This window comes from Streptomyces sp. NPDC052236, from assembly GCF_044548015.1.
Taxonomy (GTDB): domain Bacteria; phylum Actinomycetota; class Actinomycetes; order Streptomycetales; family Streptomycetaceae; genus Streptomyces.
The window spans coordinates 300,093-314,524 of record NZ_JBIUBL010000001.1; the positions used below are offsets into that span (position 1 = coordinate 300,093).

Genomic DNA, 14,432 nt, shown 5'->3' on the forward strand with positions numbered 1-14,432 from the left:
GACCGGACCTGCTGTAGCCGAGCTCGATCACGAGCTTCCCGGAGCGCTCCGGATCAGGGAATTGCGGAAACTCCTGCTGGACCGTGACGGCGTGGGTGATGCCGCCGACGAGCACGTCCAGCTCGCCTTCACGCCGCGAGTGGCGCGAGGGGAAATGCTGCCCGTTGTAGGTGTACGGAAGGCTGCGATGGTGATCGGCGACCGGGTGATCCTCGATCCCGTGTCCCCGCCGTACGGCTTCCGCGACAAGACCCTGGAACAGCAGTAGCGCCCACCGCCGGAGCGCGGACAGCATCGCCAGCCGCCCCTCATCATCCCGCAGAGCCGCCACAACCGGGTGTGGGGAACGAAGCTGCGCGGGCAACTCGGACCGGCGGCAGCGCGTCCTCGGGCGCCTCTCTCCGCGAATTGGCGTGCGGTCCCGTAACCAGGGAAATCTGCAGGTCACGGTTCCACATGTGTATTTTCTCGATGTACTTGCCCTGCGGGGGCCAGGCCGTGCCGCTTCGCGTAGTCGATGACGCGTCGCCACTCCGTCAGCTCGTCCTCGTCGGGCTCGGAAATCGTGACGCGCTCTTCGGCGACAAGCCGCTCAACGAGGCCCTCGCCTTGGTCCGCCAAGCCCGGGCAACGGGCCCTCTCGCTGTACGGGCTCCGCCTGTTGCCGCGGAGCGGGGCTGTCGCCAGCTACTGAACTGGTCCGGGTCATTCGGGAGCCATTTAGGAGCCGAGCTCGAAAAGCCGCTCCCGACTGGCTCCGCGCTCCCTATGAGAGTGACGTCCTGTTGTCCCGCGCGCGACCATGAAGCTTTCGACGAACTGGTCGGACTCATGTCCAGCACTGTGGCACCCCCGAACGGCCGCACGCTCCGGCGGCACCTGGGTCCGCCGCCGTGGCCAGGCTTTTCAGCGGGCCGGGCGCCGAGGGGAGCGCCACATGGAGCGGGCCGCCAGGTAGAGCAGATCGGCGATAAGGAGTAGTACGCCGACGGACAACATATAGAGCATGCCGTCGACGGCCGCGCCGATGGCGACCAGAGCGATTCCGGCGATGAACAGGGTCAGGAAGAGGACCATGACGGGATGCCTCCCGGGAAGGAACCGCGCGGGTTCTGCGTGGCCTCTCGAGTACGGCGGGACACGCTGTGACTGTGCTCGGTGTCGCGTCGGCCTTGGAGTGGTACATGACGGCCCGCGGCCGTCCCTCGGCCGCAGGGCCGTGCTCGGCGCTGCTCGCCGCACTCGTCATCGGCGTGGCCGGTGTCTTCGAGCTCGCCGATAGCGAAGGGAGTGCGCCAGGCAACGTGCAGCTCGTCCGATCCTCTGCATGCCAAAACGCTCGGGTTCCAGGAATCCGGGACGCCTCGCAGCCGGTAACCCCCATGGGACTTCGGCCCAGGGGATCTTAGGCGGCGCGTTGGGCGCGGTGGCTGACTTCTCGGAGTCGGACCTTCGACGGGAGGCGGTCCAGGCCGGCCGAGTCTCGTGCGTGTGCGAGCGTTTCTCTGCTCAGTTGACCGAGAGTCCGCTCTGGGTCCGCGTGAGGCTCCAGCAACAGCCGCACGTGTGCGGTGGGAGCAGTACTTCGGCCCGTCAGCCGTACATGTGCCCGCGAGACCCCGTCCAGGGCCTGCGCCTCTTCTTCGATCACGTCCTCCAGCGTGCGGCCGTTGAGTCGGTCCGCCGCGCCGTCTTCGCTGTCGACGAGGACCCGGCCCAGGCGGTGTCTGCGCTGTGCAAGGAGCCACCACAGCAGCAGGGCCAGCAGCACGGCGAGCACCGCGATGACGGTCGGCCACCACCAGCCTTCTTCCCGCCACCGGGTACGTCCCTCGGTGCCCAGCACCACATCGTCCGGCCCACGGAAGGGCCACCAGCCCGGCATGCCGAAACCCCAGCGGCGCTGCAGATCCAGCCCGCTCAGCAGCACGCCGCCACCCAGGGCAAACAGTCCAAGGCCGACCAATCCCAGCAGCATCCGATTCACTGTCTTGAGCATCGGGATCACCTCAGCCTTTCTTCGGGCGCTGGACGTGCACGGTCAGCGTGGGTTGCCGGGCGAGACCCAAGAACGTCACGACTTCCCCCAGCGCCGCGTTCAGGTCCGCGCGGACCTCGTCGAGATCGCGGAAATGTGCCCGTGCCCGGGCTTTGACCTTCCGGCGGCCGACATCGACCCGCGCCGACTGAACACCGGACACCCGCATGGCCCGGTCGCGCAGAACCAGGGCGGCCGCACGGCGGTCGAGCCCGGCACGGACCTCCCCTGTCCCGGAGACGCCAGTGGGCTGCCGCATGGGCAGCAGCCCACGCAGTCCCGGCGTCACCGCCAGCAGGAAAAGCCACACGCCGAGGGCCATCGCCAGTGCGGCCCCGACGATCATCCAGATGTCATCCAGCGGCCGTGTTGCCAGTTCCTCAGCGAGCCGCCGTCGCCAGAGCATCGCAGGCCGGCCTGCCCGCACCGAGATCACGTCGTACAGGAGCAATCCAATGGCCGCGGCGGACAGCAGGGCCACCAAGGCCGCAGGGATCCGCCGCGCTGACCAGAAACGGCGCGTCGGCCGGCCCGATTCCTGGACCGTTGTCGCCGTCGAGCCCTTGCCCAGGGAGTCGCCGACGGACGCAGCCGCCTGTCCGGTACGGGAGGAAGGATTGCTGTCGCTGGTCGGCTGCCGCCGGGTGTTCGCGCTCATCTCACCCTCTCCTGATCTGTGTGCCGCGAGTGCACCGAGTGCAGTCTCTCGACCGACACTGCGAGGTCGGACACGTCCATGCCGGCCCAGGTCCTGAGCCGTTCGGTGACCTCTCGGCGCACCGCGGCGCACTGCGCCCCGATGTCGGACGGATAGCCGAGCTCGACGGTGATGCGCATCCGTGCTTCGCCGAGCACGGCCGACCGGCTTTCGGCAGGATCGCCGTCTCGTCCTTCGTCGTTCCGCTCGGGTGCCCGCCGCACGGACATCGTCACGCGTGGCGTCCGGCGGCCGGGCGGTACGTGGCCCGCCGACTCGGTGAACCGGCTCAGCACCTCCCGAGCCACCTGGGAAGCAATCTTCGCAACGACCCGGTCGGCGACGGTGATCGCACCGCGCTCCCCGCGGGGGATGCCCGGACGCCGATCGGCTTCACCGGTCACTGCCGCCAGTCTCACCGTGCCCGTCGCCCGTCATCGCGGATCCGCTCCTGCCGGTCTCGGCGGCGGACGAAGTCGCCCGGTTCGAGATCACCTTCCATAAGCCGCCCGACCACGAGTCCGACGACGCCCAGCCCCAGCACCAGCAGAAAGGCCCCGAAGTCACCGAAATGCGCGGCAAAACCCAGCGCCATTCCGGCAATCAAGCCCACCACGGCCCTGCTCATCACGCGCTCCTTCCCTCAGCCGCCGGCTCGCCCCGGCTACTGGATCCGCGGCCGCTCTTCCCCTTCGCCCTCCTCGTCGGGCAGCTTCACATCACTGACCATGATGTTGACTTCCACGACTTCCCGCCCCGCCATCCGCTCCACTGCGGAGATCACGTTCTCCCGCACCGCACTGGCCACGTCCGTGATGGAGATGCCGTAGTCAACAACGATCTCCAGATCGATGGCCGCCTGCACCTCTCCGACCTCGACACTGACCCCGCGCGTGACGGATTTGTCACTACCGGCGCCGGGCATCCGCTCCCGCATGGACCCCATCGAGCGCGCGAACCCACTGCCCAGGGCATAGACGCCGACCACGTCCCGCGCCGCCATCCCGGCGATCTTCTCCACCACCACATCGGCAACGGTCGTCCGGCCGCGAGAGCCGGGCGCACCGCCGTGCTTTACGCCGGTGTTCTCAGTCATCGGGCTGTTCCTCCCTTAGGGAGCTCACCTGGCACTCTTTATGCGCATTATATTCGTTTAAGGGCGTTTTGTTCGATGGGTGGGACCATGGGACGGGGTGGTCAAACGAGTGGCACGAGGGCCCCTGCCCGGAGCCTCTCGGACACTCCGGACGCAGTGCGGCAGGAAGAGAACCGCGGCCATGGAGGAAAAGAGGGTGAGAGGCCGGTGACTGAGGTGCGAACACAGGCAATACGGCGCCGGCTCTACCTGGGCCGACTACTCCCGCTCGGCGGGCCCGACGACGGGACGTGGATCACCGAGCAAGCGGCCGCCTGGGCTCTCAGGCGCACGGCCGCTGAGATTCCCGGCCTTTGGCTCGAGACCCTTCGCATCGGAACGGCACCACTTGAGCCCGTGTCCGAGCCGACCGTCCGTCCACCGGCCAGCGCGCTACCGCCTGGCCCACTCAGGATCGAGGCCGCCTTCTCCGCGTCCATGGGGCAACCGCTGCCTCAGACCGCCGAACAGTTGAGGACCACACTGCTCAACGCGGCCACTGAACAGCTCGGCCTGGCCATCGTGACAGTTGATCTGCGCGTCACAGACCTTCTCGAAGGCCCGGAGGCAGCCGTCAGATCACAGACCTCGGACAGCGCCGTGAGACCCCCGCCGGAAACCGCAGCCATGCAAAGCTCGCCCCCAGCGCCCAGAACAGGACCCATGCGGGGGTCCAACGGGGAGCTGGCCGACGTCGCGGCGGCCGTTCCGGGCGTCGCCCGCCTCACCACCGTGCTGGGAAGCCGCCCGGTCAAGGTGGAGCAACATGACGATCCACCCGGCCTCCACATCGAGGTCCAGCTCGCGGTCGCCTCCGGACACCATCCACTGGAAGTCGCCCGCGCCGTCCGGGCAGCGGTAGCCGGCGCACCCACCAGTGACACCCCGGGCCCGGTCACCACCGCCGTCCTCGTCACAGAAACCGCAGCCTAACCAGACGTCAACGGCAGCTCGACGTGCTGGGCCTGATCCGGTCCCACTTCTCCGGCCTCGCCCTCGGCGCAGGCCACACCGCGGCCACCGCCTGGCCCGAACGCACAGACACCCCGCCTCGGCCTTGCCATTTCTACTGTCGACGCCTCAGCGCTCTCCGGATCAGGAGGAAGGCCGCAATGGCAATCAGAGCAACCCCCATGAGGATCACGATTGCCCCGACGACGACCAGGAGCGTCCCAAGCAGAATCAAGATTGTCCCGATGATGAGAAGAAACATCGCAAGGACGGTCATGGTCGCCTCCTGTCCCCCTCCCGACTCCGGCTCCTCCTCGGCTCTCTAACGCAAATATTTCTAGATAAACCCTTCAGGATATTGACCCGCGATACCCGCCTGCTGAGGTTCGGCCTATTCGTGATCAAATCGTAGCACCGGCCTCTAGCCCATGGCTGTGACCTGGGCAGACAGCGAACGAGCCAAGGTCTCCGGATCCGTCGCCGTACAGCACAGAAGCACAGCGACCACAGACGACCGTCACAAGCGCTGGCTAGCAGCCTCGTAACCAGACCAGGAGACCTCAGCGAACTTCGTACCCGTAGTACGGGACAAAGAGGTAGCCGGATCAAGTGCGAGCCCACCACACCTGGCTACTGCCCCACCCGGCCGCAGGTAAGAACGCCCCGCACGCGTGAGCGGATGGCGGAGCACCACCCGGCATGAACCGGACCCCGATCAAGGATTCGATCCCACTCCTGAAGCGGTGCTCCGCATCCGTGTCACCACCGAGCAATGCTGGCTGAAGAGGACGCTCAGTCGGCCTTCGGCCGACCGCTCAAGGCCCCCGTCTCGGGGCAACGGACCCTTCCTCGTGGACCGCGAGAACGAGCGGCTGATCCGGACGACCATCAGCCTGCCCGTGCGCCAACAGATCGCCGACTACGAGCGCCCTCTATGACGAGAGGTCCACGCCCGTAACGCGGCGGTGAAGCGGGCCACTCGTGGTGAAAGAGGCTGAACCGCTGACACACGCTTGTGCCAGATCCGTGCCAGACAGAGCGGACAACCGCAGTCTATGAAGGGCCTGTTGTCTGGCAGATGCCTGCTTGCATTCCACCTTCGTCCGCTCAGTTCGCATGCGAGCGCCGACGCCATCGGCGGCTTCCTTCTGACGCTCCCAGTTCGAGTAATTGATAGATCAGCACCGCCTCCTCGGAGGACTGACCGTTCGCACCCGCGCGGCGAGCGCGCAATGATCTTTGATGCGGAACACGCTATGGCGGCCGCAGTCCAAAACGCGGGAGTCGGAGAGGTGGACGGGAACGAGTTCGGTGGGGGTAAGGCCGTGGTGTACGCGTACGGGCCGGACTCCGAAGCCCTTTTCAAGGTCATGGAGCCGGCACTGCGTGGACTTCCGTTTCGGCCGACGTATGTGGTCCTGCGGCACGGGGCGACGACAGAGTCTCATTTGGATCTGTGAAGGCGGCACGGCAGCGCTGTACCGCAACCACAACAACCTTGCCGCAAGGAGGATCGCTCTTGTGCACACACTCATGAGACTGGACCGCACTTCAAAGTCATCGCGAGCAGTCGCATGCACAGGCCGTGCCACTACGTGCCACTACGTGCCAGTCACGGGGGTAACCAGCGGTTAACAGGAGAGTCCCCGGACCGCCGGGAAGCAGCGTGCGGCAGCACCTTTTCACTGGTCAGGTGTCACATCAGCCGCGAAGTGCTGGGTGCTTCCCAAGCTCAGAGCGCGAGTTCGATTCTCGTCACCCGCTCCGCACGAAAGCCTCGGGCCAACGGCCCGAGGCTTCGTTGTTGTCTGAACCTCCCAGAGTTCGCCGCGACGGTCAGAGGTGTCCACGATTCAAAGCCACCGGCAGTTGGGGGCTTCACGAACCGCATGCCTCAGCAGCCCCAAGGCCTATCCCCTTCCGCAGCCACGACCGCCTGGACGCCGTCGCCGCGGAACTCAACGCCCGCCCACGCAGAACGCTCGGCTGGGAGACTCCAGCCGAGCGTCTGATCAAGCTGCTGACAACATCCGCTTGACCCCGAGGGGGGCTTGTGCCGCCGGCGTAGCCTCTAGGCTGCCATCAGGTCAGATCGTCGGTGTGTCATCGACCATCTCCTTGTGCGGTTCGATAAGGAACCTCCAGCCCTCGCTGGGCTCCAAGAACCGCACTCGGGTCGGATAGATGTCCAGGGCGCGGCGGTCGCGGTTCTGGCTGTTCGTGTTCTTCCGCCCCCGGGCCGGCTCCTCGTACAGGTCGACCTTGACGTCCGGCACCGCGACGACTTCCTCGCTCCAGCGCTGAACGACCCCCGCACCGAACGCGTCCCGCGCGGCAGAGTAGAGCGACTCCAGGGATTTCTTGTTCCCGTTGGGCACGAAGAGAGCAAGGTTCAGGAGGACGCCGGCACTCTGGAGAACCTCGATTTCTTCCCCCGCCTTGTCGGCAATCCAGATCCCGCCCTCTTCAGCATTGTCCGGAAGGACTTGAATTTCCTCACCGAAGATCGTCCTCGCAGTGAAGGACCCTCCCTCAAACTTCTTACCCGGCTCCGTAAGGAAAGCCGGGGCGTAGCAGTCGAGAGGAAGTCCATCCATCCCTGCCGAGACGAAGATGCCGTCCTGGAGGCCCAACTCTGAAATCTCCTCGGCCGTAAGACGTCGAGCCGTAACCTTCTCGATATTCACGCCATTCCCCTTTTAATCGTGGCGCCCTGTGAATTCATTAAGACTCTACCACGAAACGATCAGCCACTTCCTGTTACGCATGTTTTCGTGCCCGCGAAGTACTGGTCAACCCTCCGAGTAATTCCCTCCGGGGAGCAGCGGACGAATCCTCCTCCGTCACCGGCGAAACGCAGCACCCATAGAGGAATGCGGCGATATCCAAGAGGTGCCCATATCGCTTCGGCGCTATTTTCGGCAACGAAGCCAGTCGGACTTCCGATGTGAGGACCGTACGAGGTATGGACACCGCAAGCAAAGTGCGCATTCACAGCTCCATGTTCACACCAAGAGAAAGCAGCGGACTGCGCGCTGAGCGATGACTCCCATCCAAATCAAAACGGGTGGGTTGCCGTTTTCAGCGACATGCTGGCAACTACCTCAACCACGACCTGCTCCTCGGCCTGTGGCCCACACTGCCCACACTGGTCAGCCGTGATGTCCGTGTGGTTCTGGGAGAGCTCCTTCGACGAGTCGGCTCACAGCGCTCAGGCCGCTGCCCTGAACCTCACGGACCTGCACCGCCGTCTGCTGGCAGACGTACTCGCCGTGGGTGGGCCCACGCGGTCACCTTTCCCCATCGGGATGGTGGTCGCGGACGGCGGCTCGGGCGGCGCTGGAGACGGTCTAGCCATGCAACCAGATCCGCAGCGGACCGACCGGCTCGAAGCCATGGCGGACGGCGGCCGCCAGGTCATCGCCGTGCTCGTAGCCGACCACCGGCAGGGTGGGGAACAGCCAGTGAACCGCGTTCAGTACGACCGGCCAGGCCGTGTCAGGGCCGCCGTCCAGTGCGAAGACATTGGAGATTCCGACCACATGGTCGCTGCGGCTCGCCACCGCTCCGGCAATGACCCGGCCGCCAGGGGACTGTCCGGCGAGCACGAAGGTGGCCGGGTCGTCGAGCAGTTCGGGCCGGAAGAGGCCCGCGTTGCCGTTCCCGTCGTCCCAAGCGAGCGCCCAGGCGCGCAGCGTGTCCGGGTCGCCCGCTACGTCCCAGGCAAGATCCGAGGCGATGGCGGGCGCACTCGCCGGTCGGTGGATCCACTGGGCCTCGAACAGCACCTGGAAACCGGCCTCCGTCAGGTCGAGGTCGGCGAAGCTGTCCTTGACGGAGGCGCCGGGCGCGGTGATGTCGATCCGGGCTGCCAGAGCGGCCGGGTCGGCACCCGGCACCAGCGTCACCGCGTCGGGGTAACACAGCGGCGTGCGGGCCGAGGCGGCCCAGGCCTGTGCCCTGAACTCGCTGGTCAAGTCGTGCGAACGGCTCATCGCCGCGCACCACTCGGCGTTGTTGCGGGCGGCAGTCTGGACCAGATGCTGCTTCGGCGTCGTCACGAGTGTGGATCCCGCAACCACAACAACCTCTCCGCGAGGAGGATCGCTCCCGCGAACCCCGACTCAGGGGCTGCTTTTGTACACACGCCCACGAGGCTGGACCCGCGCTTCAAGGTCCTCACGAGCAGTCGCATGCACAGGCCGTGCCACTACGTGCCAGTCACGGGGGTAACCAGCGGTCAACAGGAGAGTCCCGGACCGCCGGAAAGCAGCGTGCGGCAGCACCTTTTCACTGGTCAGGGGCCACATCACCCCTGAAGTGCCGGATGCTTCCCCAGCTCAGAGAGCGAGTTCGATTCCCGTCACTCGCTCCGTGACGAAGTCCCTGGTCAGAGACCAGGGACTTGCTTATTGACCGTTCGCCGAGGTGGAGCTCACGGATACCATCGCTTCCCGTCTTGGCGCTCATGAGGGCCTGCCCGGCAAGGGCTCCCCCGCATTCCGTCCACGGCTTTGCGCTCCACAGGGGCATGGGTCCTCCGCTGTAGTAGGCACCGGGGTCCAGCGGGCGGTGCCGGCTGTGTGCGCTTCCCGCCACGGATTTCGGTGGAGGCATCCAGCCGAAGGAAGCGCGACGGGGCGCGTTTGCGCCCCGGCGGCGCTGTCCGCGCACGTCCGGCGCGCGCTGTCCGCCACGCCGGCCCGGTGATTTTCGCTGCGCAGGTAGAAACGCTTTTTCGAACTCGCATTCATGCAGGTTCCTGATGTTTTACTTTTACCGAACCCACCAAATAGCAGCGTAGCCACCTGACCTTTTTTGAACTCACCTATAATCCGACTTTCTCTCGCGGCCTTGTCATGCCGTCCGCTTATGCAGATAGCTATTCGGTGCGCCCGCTTCCTCGTTCCGGGTTCCCGATGGGCTTGGCAGGACGGCTGCGGACCGGTACCCGATTCGCAGCCGGACACGGAGGCGGCGTGACACCTGCACTGAGGAGTAGCCATGAAGAAGGCTTACGAAGCGCCGACGCTGGTCCGGCTCGGGACGTTCCGGAAGAAGACCGGGCTCCTGCAAAGGTCCGGTAACGACCGGCTCATCCTGAGCAAGAACTGACCACCAGTACTTGACCTGACGTCATGACTGAACTGCACGAGAGTGCGGGAGCGGGCCCCGGCGACGCGCACTTCGCGGTCTTCACCGACCGGGAGGATGCGGCCGCCGTGGCCCGCTCCTTCTCTCGCAACGGCACACGAATCCTGAAGCACGCCTCGGGCCGGCCCTGGCTGGTGGGGCAGTGGCACGACCGGGACATCGTCACGGCCCGCGCCGGCCGCGCGGCCGTCGCCGTCGTCGGCTGCTGCCCGATCGACGCCGCGGAGCTGGAGCGCCGTGCCGGGCGGCTACGCGATCTCGCCGAACTCGACACACTGGCCCGCTCCCTTCCCGGCAGCTTCCATCTCGTCGCCGCACTCGACGGACGGCTCCGGGTGCAGGGCACCGCGTCCGGGCTCCGGCTCGTCTTCCACGCCGGCATCGAGGGCGTGACGGTCGCCGCCACCCGCGCCGACGTACTCGCCGCCGCGCTCGGCAACGACCCGGACGAGGAGCAACTGGCCGTCCGGCTGCTGTGGCCGGTCCCCCATCCGCTCGCCGAGGCGCCGATGTGGCGCGGCGTCATGCCCGTGTCTCCGCACGACGCGCTGATCGTCGCGCCGGACGGACGCACCGTACGCCACTCGCGCTGGTGGACACCGCCCGAACCGGTACGCACGCTCGCCGACTCCGCGCCGCTCGTCCGCGAAGCCCTGGCCACGGCGGTCGATGCCCGTACCCGCCAGGGTGGTGTGGTCAGCTGCGATCTGTCCGGCGGCCTGGATTCCACGTCCATCTGCTTTCTGGCCGCGCGCTCCCCGGCCCGGGTGGTGGCCAGTACCTGGCCGGGCCGCGATCCCGCGGACACCGATCTGTACTGGGCCGAACAGGCCGCCCGCTCCCTGCCGGAGATCGAGCACGTCGTCTGGGACGCCGACGCCTCCCCGCTCGTCTACACCGATCTACTCTCCATCGACGACCTGCTGGACGAGCCGACCATCGGCGTCATGGACCGTTCACGGGTTCTGCACCACCTGCCCGGCATGGCCGAGCGCGGCAGCCGACTGCACCTGACGGGTATCGGCGGCGACCATGTCGCCTGGTGCTCCGAGGCGTACTACCACCGGCTGCTGCGCACCCGGCCGCCGTTCGCCCTTCAACAGCTGCGCGGTTTCCGGGCCCTGTGGCAGTGGCCACTGGGCGGCACGGTCCGCGCGCTGGCCGACTCCCGGCCGTACGGGAAATGGCTGGCCGACTCCAGCCGTCGCCTGCGCGACCCACTGTCCGCCACCGTCAGCACCAGCCTCGGCTGGGGCATGCCCCCTCGCCTCTTCGACTGGGTCACCCCCGACGCCGAGCGGGCGGCGCGGCGGGCGCTGCGCGAGGCTGCCGCGAGCGCCGTCCCGCACCACCCGGACCGCGGTCTGCACGCCGACCTGGAGCAAATCCGAGCCTGTACGCGCATCATCCGCCAGTGGGACCGGATGGCGGCGAGGGCAGGCGTGCCGATGGCCTCGCCGTTCCTCGACGACCGCGTCATCGAGGCATGCCTCGCGGTCCGCCCGAGCGAGCGCGTCACGCCCTGGCAGTACAAACCCGTCCTGAGCGCCGCCATGAGCGGAATCGTGCCCGACGCGTGCCTGCGGCGCACCAACAAGGCCGCGGCCTCCATGGACGCCGCCAACGGACTGCGCGAGCACCGCGCGGACCTGCTGGCGCTGTGGGACGACTCACGGCTGGAACAGCTGGGCCTGGTCGACGGCGCCGCCCTGCGCCGACTCGCCGAGCGCCCGGCCACACCCGAACTGCGCGACGCGGTCCTCTACTCGACCATCGCCGCCGAAGTCTGGCTGCGCGGCCTCGGCCGGGCCGCCGAGCCAAGGACGCCCGCCTCCGCATGACAACCGCGCCCAACAGAAAGGTCACAGGCATGGCATTGAAGTTCGGCGCCGATGTCTCCACCGCCGAGACCGACTACGGCACGGTTCTCCTGGACGAACGCGCCGGGGCGTACTGGGAGCTGAATCCCACCGGCACCCTGGTGGTCAAGACGCTGATGGCGGGCGGTGACGAAGCGGACGCGGTCGCCGCGGTCGCCGACGAGTTCGACATCGACCCCGACCGGGCGAGGCGGGACGTCGACGCCCTCGTACAGGAGCTGCGCACGTCGGGGCTGGCCGAATGACGACGCCCAGCGCACTGGAACGGCCCACCGGAGTGCCCTTCGGGCGGCGGCTGGCCGCCCGCCTTGTCCTGCTCCCCGCGCTCGTGCTCTCCCTCCTGCCGCCCCGCCGGATCCGTGCCGTACTCGGCCTCGCACGGCGCGGAGCCGCAGCAGCCACCGCCGCGCAGGCCCAGAACGCCCGGGACGCCATGTGCGCGGTGAGCCTGCGGTGCGCAGGGCCGAGGGGCTGTCTGCCGCGTTCCCTGGGGGCTGCGCTGCTGTGCCGTCTCGCGGGGACCTGGCCGACCTGGTGCACCGGAGTACGTGTGGTGCCGCCGTTCACGGCGCACGCCTGGATCGAGGCTGACGGCCGCCCCATGGGCGAGGGTGTGCCCGACGACTACTTCACCCGGCTGATGACGGTTGCCCCTGTGAGCCGACCGGACCGACGACCGGACCTATGACCGGACCTAAGACCGGCACCGATCGGGCACAGCCGGCAGCCGAGGGTGACCGTTCCACCCGGACCGCGGTCGCCACCATGTACCGGCTGACCACCGGCCACCGGGCCTCCGTCGCCGTCGCCTCCGTCCTCACGCTGGCCGGCTCCGCGCTCGGCCTGGCGCAGCCGCTCGTCGCCAAACACACCGTGGACGCGAGCGGGCGCGGACAGACTTTGTGGCCCCTGCTGCTTGTTCTGGCCGTCCTGTTCGTCACCGAAGCGGCGACGGGCGCGGTGGGCCGGTTCGTTCTGGAGCGCATGGGTGAAGGCGTCGTACGGGGGCTGCGTCACAGCCTGGTGGCACGGCTGCTCCGGCTGGAGATGAGGGAGTACGACCGCCACCGCAGCGGTGATCTGATCTCCCGGGTCACCGCGGACACCACCCTGCTGAGGGAAGTCGTCTCCCAGGCACTGGTCGACCTCGTGACCGGGGCGCTCGTCGCAGTCGGCGCGATCGTCCTCATGGTGTGGATCGACCCGCTGCTGCTGCTCCTGGTAGCCCTGACCGTGGTCGGCGCCGCCGTTGTCGTCGCCTCACTGCTCAAGGGCATCCGGGCCGCCTCCGAACGCATGCAAACGTCCGTCGGCGCGATCGCCGCCGACCTGGAACGCGCACTCGGCGCCCTGCCGATGGTCCGTGTACACCGCGCGGAGGAACGGGAAGCGGCGCGTATCGGCGAGCGCGTCGAAGCGGCGTACGGCGCGGGCGTACGGACCGCGAAACTCGCGTCCGTGATGAGCCCGGCGGTCGAACTCGCGGTCCAGGGCTCCTTCCTGATCGTCCTGGTCATCGGCGGCCTTCGGGTGAACGGGCAGGCCAACACCCTCGGGGACCTGGTCGCCTTCCTGCTGTACGCCTCCTACCTGGTCCTGCCTCTGTCGTCGGTCTTCCGCGCGGTCGGCCTCATCCAGCGCGGCATGGGGGCCTACCAGCGCATCGAGCAGGCGCTCTGCCTGCCCGCCGAGCCGTCACCACCAGCCCCGAGGCCCACTGTCCGGGCACGTACGTGCCAACAGGCCCGGCAGACCGTCTCGTACGAGGAGCCCGCGCTTGCCCTGCGGGACCTCAGCTTCGGCTACGACCCGGACCGGCCGGTGCTGCGCGGCGTCACCTTCACCGTCCCCCGCCGACGCCAGACGGCCTTGGTCGGCCGGTCGGGTGCCGGCAAGAGCACGGTCTTCGCCTTGATCGCCAGATTCTACGAACCGGACTCCGGAAGCCTGCTGTTCGACGGCTCGCCCGCCACCGCACTGAGCCGCGTCGCATGCCGTGAACGCATCGCCGTCGTCGACCAGAACACCCACGTCGTCCACGGCACGCTGTGGGACAACATCACCTACGCCGCGCCCGGCGCGACCGAGTCCGACGTGCGACGCGTCGTCGAGCTGGCGCAGTTGGAAGGGGTCGTGCGGTCGCTGCCGGGCGGTTTGCGGGGAATGCTCGGCGAGCGCGGCGGCACTCTCTCGGCGGGAGAGCGCCAGCGTGTGGCCTTGGCGCGCGCCCTGCTCGCCCGCCCCGGACTCCTCCTGCTCGACGAGCCCACCTCCCACCTCGACACCATCAACGAAACCGCCCTCACCACCGTCATGACGGACATCGCCCAGGAATGCGCTGTGCTGGTGATCGCCCACCGGCTCTCCACCGTCCAGCACGCCGACCAGATTGTCGTGCTGGACAACGGCCGCGTTGCCGCCTGCGGACGTCACGAGGAACTGCTCACCAGCAGCCCCACCTACCGCGAACTGGCCGCCGGACAGATGCTCCGTCCGGCCGCCGCACCGCCTTCCCCCGTGACGACCGTCCGCCCTCACCCGCACAGCCCGCTGTGAATCAGGCACGGACACGACACC

At 67.8% G+C, this 14,432-nt stretch carries 16 protein-coding genes; 7 read left to right on the plus strand and 9 right to left on the minus strand.

The features are described from left to right. Nucleotides 1-91 precede the first annotated feature (91 nt). Nucleotides 92-268 (plus strand): hypothetical protein, encoded by a 177-nt coding sequence (locus ACIHCQ_RS01430; protein WP_399656633.1) that lies wholly within the window; start codon nucleotides 92-94, stop codon nucleotides 266-268. Between the two features lie 638 nt (nucleotides 269-906). Here the strand turns inward: ACIHCQ_RS01430 and ACIHCQ_RS01435 are convergent. The 6 genes from ACIHCQ_RS01435 to ACIHCQ_RS01460 form a co-directional block, all read right to left on the minus strand. Then, complete coding sequence (locus tag ACIHCQ_RS01435; protein ID WP_399656635.1) at nucleotides 907-1,077, minus strand: hypothetical protein; 171 nt, start codon at nucleotides 1,075-1,077, stop codon at nucleotides 907-909. 328 nt (nucleotides 1,078-1,405) lie between these two features. Continuing rightward, nucleotides 1,406-1,999 (minus strand): alkaline shock response membrane anchor protein AmaP, encoded by a 594-nt coding sequence (gene amaP, locus ACIHCQ_RS01440; RefSeq protein ID WP_399656637.1) that lies wholly within the window; start codon nucleotides 1,997-1,999, stop codon nucleotides 1,406-1,408. A gap of 10 nt (nucleotides 2,000-2,009) precedes the next feature. After that, the gene (locus tag ACIHCQ_RS01445; protein ID WP_399656639.1) at nucleotides 2,010-2,696 is read right to left on the minus strand and encodes a DUF6286 domain-containing protein; all 687 of its coding nucleotides are present in this window, start codon (nucleotides 2,694-2,696) and stop codon (nucleotides 2,010-2,012) included. Next, the gene (locus ACIHCQ_RS01450; protein ID WP_399656641.1) at nucleotides 2,693-3,139 is read right to left on the minus strand and encodes an Asp23/Gls24 family envelope stress response protein; all 447 of its coding nucleotides are present in this window, start codon (nucleotides 3,137-3,139) and stop codon (nucleotides 2,693-2,695) included. The genes ACIHCQ_RS01445 and ACIHCQ_RS01450 overlap by 4 nt, the downstream gene beginning before the upstream one ends. 11 nt (nucleotides 3,140-3,150) lie before the next feature. Then, complete coding sequence (locus ACIHCQ_RS01455) at nucleotides 3,151-3,363, minus strand: hypothetical protein (RefSeq protein ID WP_399656643.1); 213 nt, start codon at nucleotides 3,361-3,363, stop codon at nucleotides 3,151-3,153. Nucleotides 3,364-3,399: 36 nt separating this feature from the next. After that, the gene (locus ACIHCQ_RS01460) at nucleotides 3,400-3,831 is read right to left on the minus strand and encodes an Asp23/Gls24 family envelope stress response protein (protein ID WP_399656645.1); all 432 of its coding nucleotides are present in this window, start codon (nucleotides 3,829-3,831) and stop codon (nucleotides 3,400-3,402) included. A gap of 207 nt (nucleotides 3,832-4,038) precedes the next feature. Here ACIHCQ_RS01460 and ACIHCQ_RS01465 point away from each other — a divergent pair, with 207 nt between their 5' ends. Continuing rightward, complete coding sequence (locus ACIHCQ_RS01465) at nucleotides 4,039-4,803, plus strand: hypothetical protein (protein WP_399656647.1); 765 nt, start codon at nucleotides 4,039-4,041, stop codon at nucleotides 4,801-4,803. 133 nt (nucleotides 4,804-4,936) lie between these two features. Here the strand turns inward: ACIHCQ_RS01465 and ACIHCQ_RS01470 are convergent, their stop codons facing one another. The 3 genes from ACIHCQ_RS01470 to ACIHCQ_RS01480 all read right to left on the minus strand — a co-directional run bounded on the left by ACIHCQ_RS01470 (nucleotide 4,937) and on the right by ACIHCQ_RS01480 (nucleotide 8,882). Beyond that, nucleotides 4,937-5,098: a hypothetical protein gene (locus tag ACIHCQ_RS01470; protein ID WP_399656649.1), complete on the minus strand. Its 162-nt coding sequence runs from the start codon at nucleotides 5,096-5,098 to the stop codon at nucleotides 4,937-4,939. 1,810 nt (nucleotides 5,099-6,908) lie between these two features. Continuing rightward, nucleotides 6,909-7,508: a hypothetical protein gene (locus ACIHCQ_RS01475; protein ID WP_399656651.1), complete on the minus strand. Its 600-nt coding sequence runs from the start codon at nucleotides 7,506-7,508 to the stop codon at nucleotides 6,909-6,911. Between the two features lie 663 nt (nucleotides 7,509-8,171). Then, nucleotides 8,172-8,882, minus strand: a complete 711-nt coding sequence (locus ACIHCQ_RS01480; RefSeq protein ID WP_399656653.1) for a hypothetical protein — start codon at nucleotides 8,880-8,882, stop codon at nucleotides 8,172-8,174. A gap of 943 nt (nucleotides 8,883-9,825) precedes the next feature. Between ACIHCQ_RS01480 and ACIHCQ_RS01485 the strand changes: the two genes are divergently transcribed. Genes ACIHCQ_RS01485 through ACIHCQ_RS01505 form a run of 5 tightly spaced genes read left to right on the plus strand, consistent with a single transcriptional unit; the run spans nucleotide 9,826 to nucleotide 14,411 of the window. After that, nucleotides 9,826-9,936, plus strand: coding sequence for a keywimysin-related RiPP (locus tag ACIHCQ_RS01485; protein ID WP_107473153.1), 111 nt, complete (start codon nucleotides 9,826-9,828; stop codon nucleotides 9,934-9,936). A 23-nt stretch (nucleotides 9,937-9,959) separates the two neighbouring features. Next, complete coding sequence (locus ACIHCQ_RS01490; RefSeq protein ID WP_399656655.1) at nucleotides 9,960-11,816, plus strand: lasso peptide isopeptide bond-forming cyclase; 1,857 nt, start codon at nucleotides 9,960-9,962, stop codon at nucleotides 11,814-11,816. 29 nt (nucleotides 11,817-11,845) lie between these two features. Continuing rightward, nucleotides 11,846-12,100 (plus strand): lasso peptide biosynthesis PqqD family chaperone, encoded by a 255-nt coding sequence (locus ACIHCQ_RS01495; RefSeq protein ID WP_399656657.1) that lies wholly within the window; start codon nucleotides 11,846-11,848, stop codon nucleotides 12,098-12,100. Beyond that, a complete protein-coding gene (locus ACIHCQ_RS01500; RefSeq protein ID WP_399656659.1) occupies nucleotides 12,097-12,543 on the plus strand; it encodes a lasso peptide biosynthesis B2 protein in 447 nt (148 codons plus the stop codon). Before ACIHCQ_RS01495 ends, ACIHCQ_RS01500 begins: the two co-directional genes overlap by 4 nt. Next, nucleotides 12,540-14,411 carry an ABC transporter ATP-binding protein gene (locus tag ACIHCQ_RS01505; protein WP_399656661.1) on the plus strand — a complete coding sequence of 624 codons (1,872 nt, stop codon included), beginning with the start codon at nucleotides 12,540-12,542 and terminating at the stop codon, nucleotides 14,409-14,411. The genes ACIHCQ_RS01500 and ACIHCQ_RS01505 overlap by 4 nt, the downstream gene beginning before the upstream one ends. Nucleotides 14,412-14,432: the final 21 nt, after the last annotated feature.

Coding starts and splice junctions, on each gene's coding strand:
- ACIHCQ_RS01435 (WP_399656635.1), bottom strand. CDS start 1,077: ATGGTCCTCTTCCTGACCCTGTTCATCGCCGGAATCGCTCTGGTCGCC.
- amaP (WP_399656637.1), bottom strand. CDS start 1,999: ATGCTCAAGACAGTGAATCGGATGCTGCTGGGATTGGTCGGCCTTGGA.
- ACIHCQ_RS01445 (WP_399656639.1), bottom strand. CDS start 2,696: ATGAGCGCGAACACCCGGCGGCAGCCGACCAGCGACAGCAATCCTTCC.
- ACIHCQ_RS01455 (WP_399656643.1), bottom strand. CDS start 3,363: ATGAGCAGGGCCGTGGTGGGCTTGATTGCCGGAATGGCGCTGGGTTTT.
- ACIHCQ_RS01460 (WP_399656645.1), bottom strand. CDS start 3,831: ATGACTGAGAACACCGGCGTAAAGCACGGCGGTGCGCCCGGCTCTCGC.
- ACIHCQ_RS01470 (WP_399656649.1), bottom strand. CDS start 5,098: ATGACCGTCCTTGCGATGTTTCTTCTCATCATCGGGACAATCTTGATT.
- ACIHCQ_RS01485 (WP_107473153.1), top strand. CDS start 9,826: ATGAAGAAGGCTTACGAAGCGCCGACGCTGGTCCGGCTCGGGACGTTC.
- ACIHCQ_RS01490 (WP_399656655.1), top strand. CDS start 9,960: ATGACTGAACTGCACGAGAGTGCGGGAGCGGGCCCCGGCGACGCGCAC.
- ACIHCQ_RS01495 (WP_399656657.1), top strand. CDS start 11,846: ATGGCATTGAAGTTCGGCGCCGATGTCTCCACCGCCGAGACCGACTAC.
- ACIHCQ_RS01500 (WP_399656659.1), top strand. CDS start 12,097: ATGACGACGCCCAGCGCACTGGAACGGCCCACCGGAGTGCCCTTCGGG.
- ACIHCQ_RS01505 (WP_399656661.1), top strand. CDS start 12,540: ATGACCGGACCTAAGACCGGCACCGATCGGGCACAGCCGGCAGCCGAG.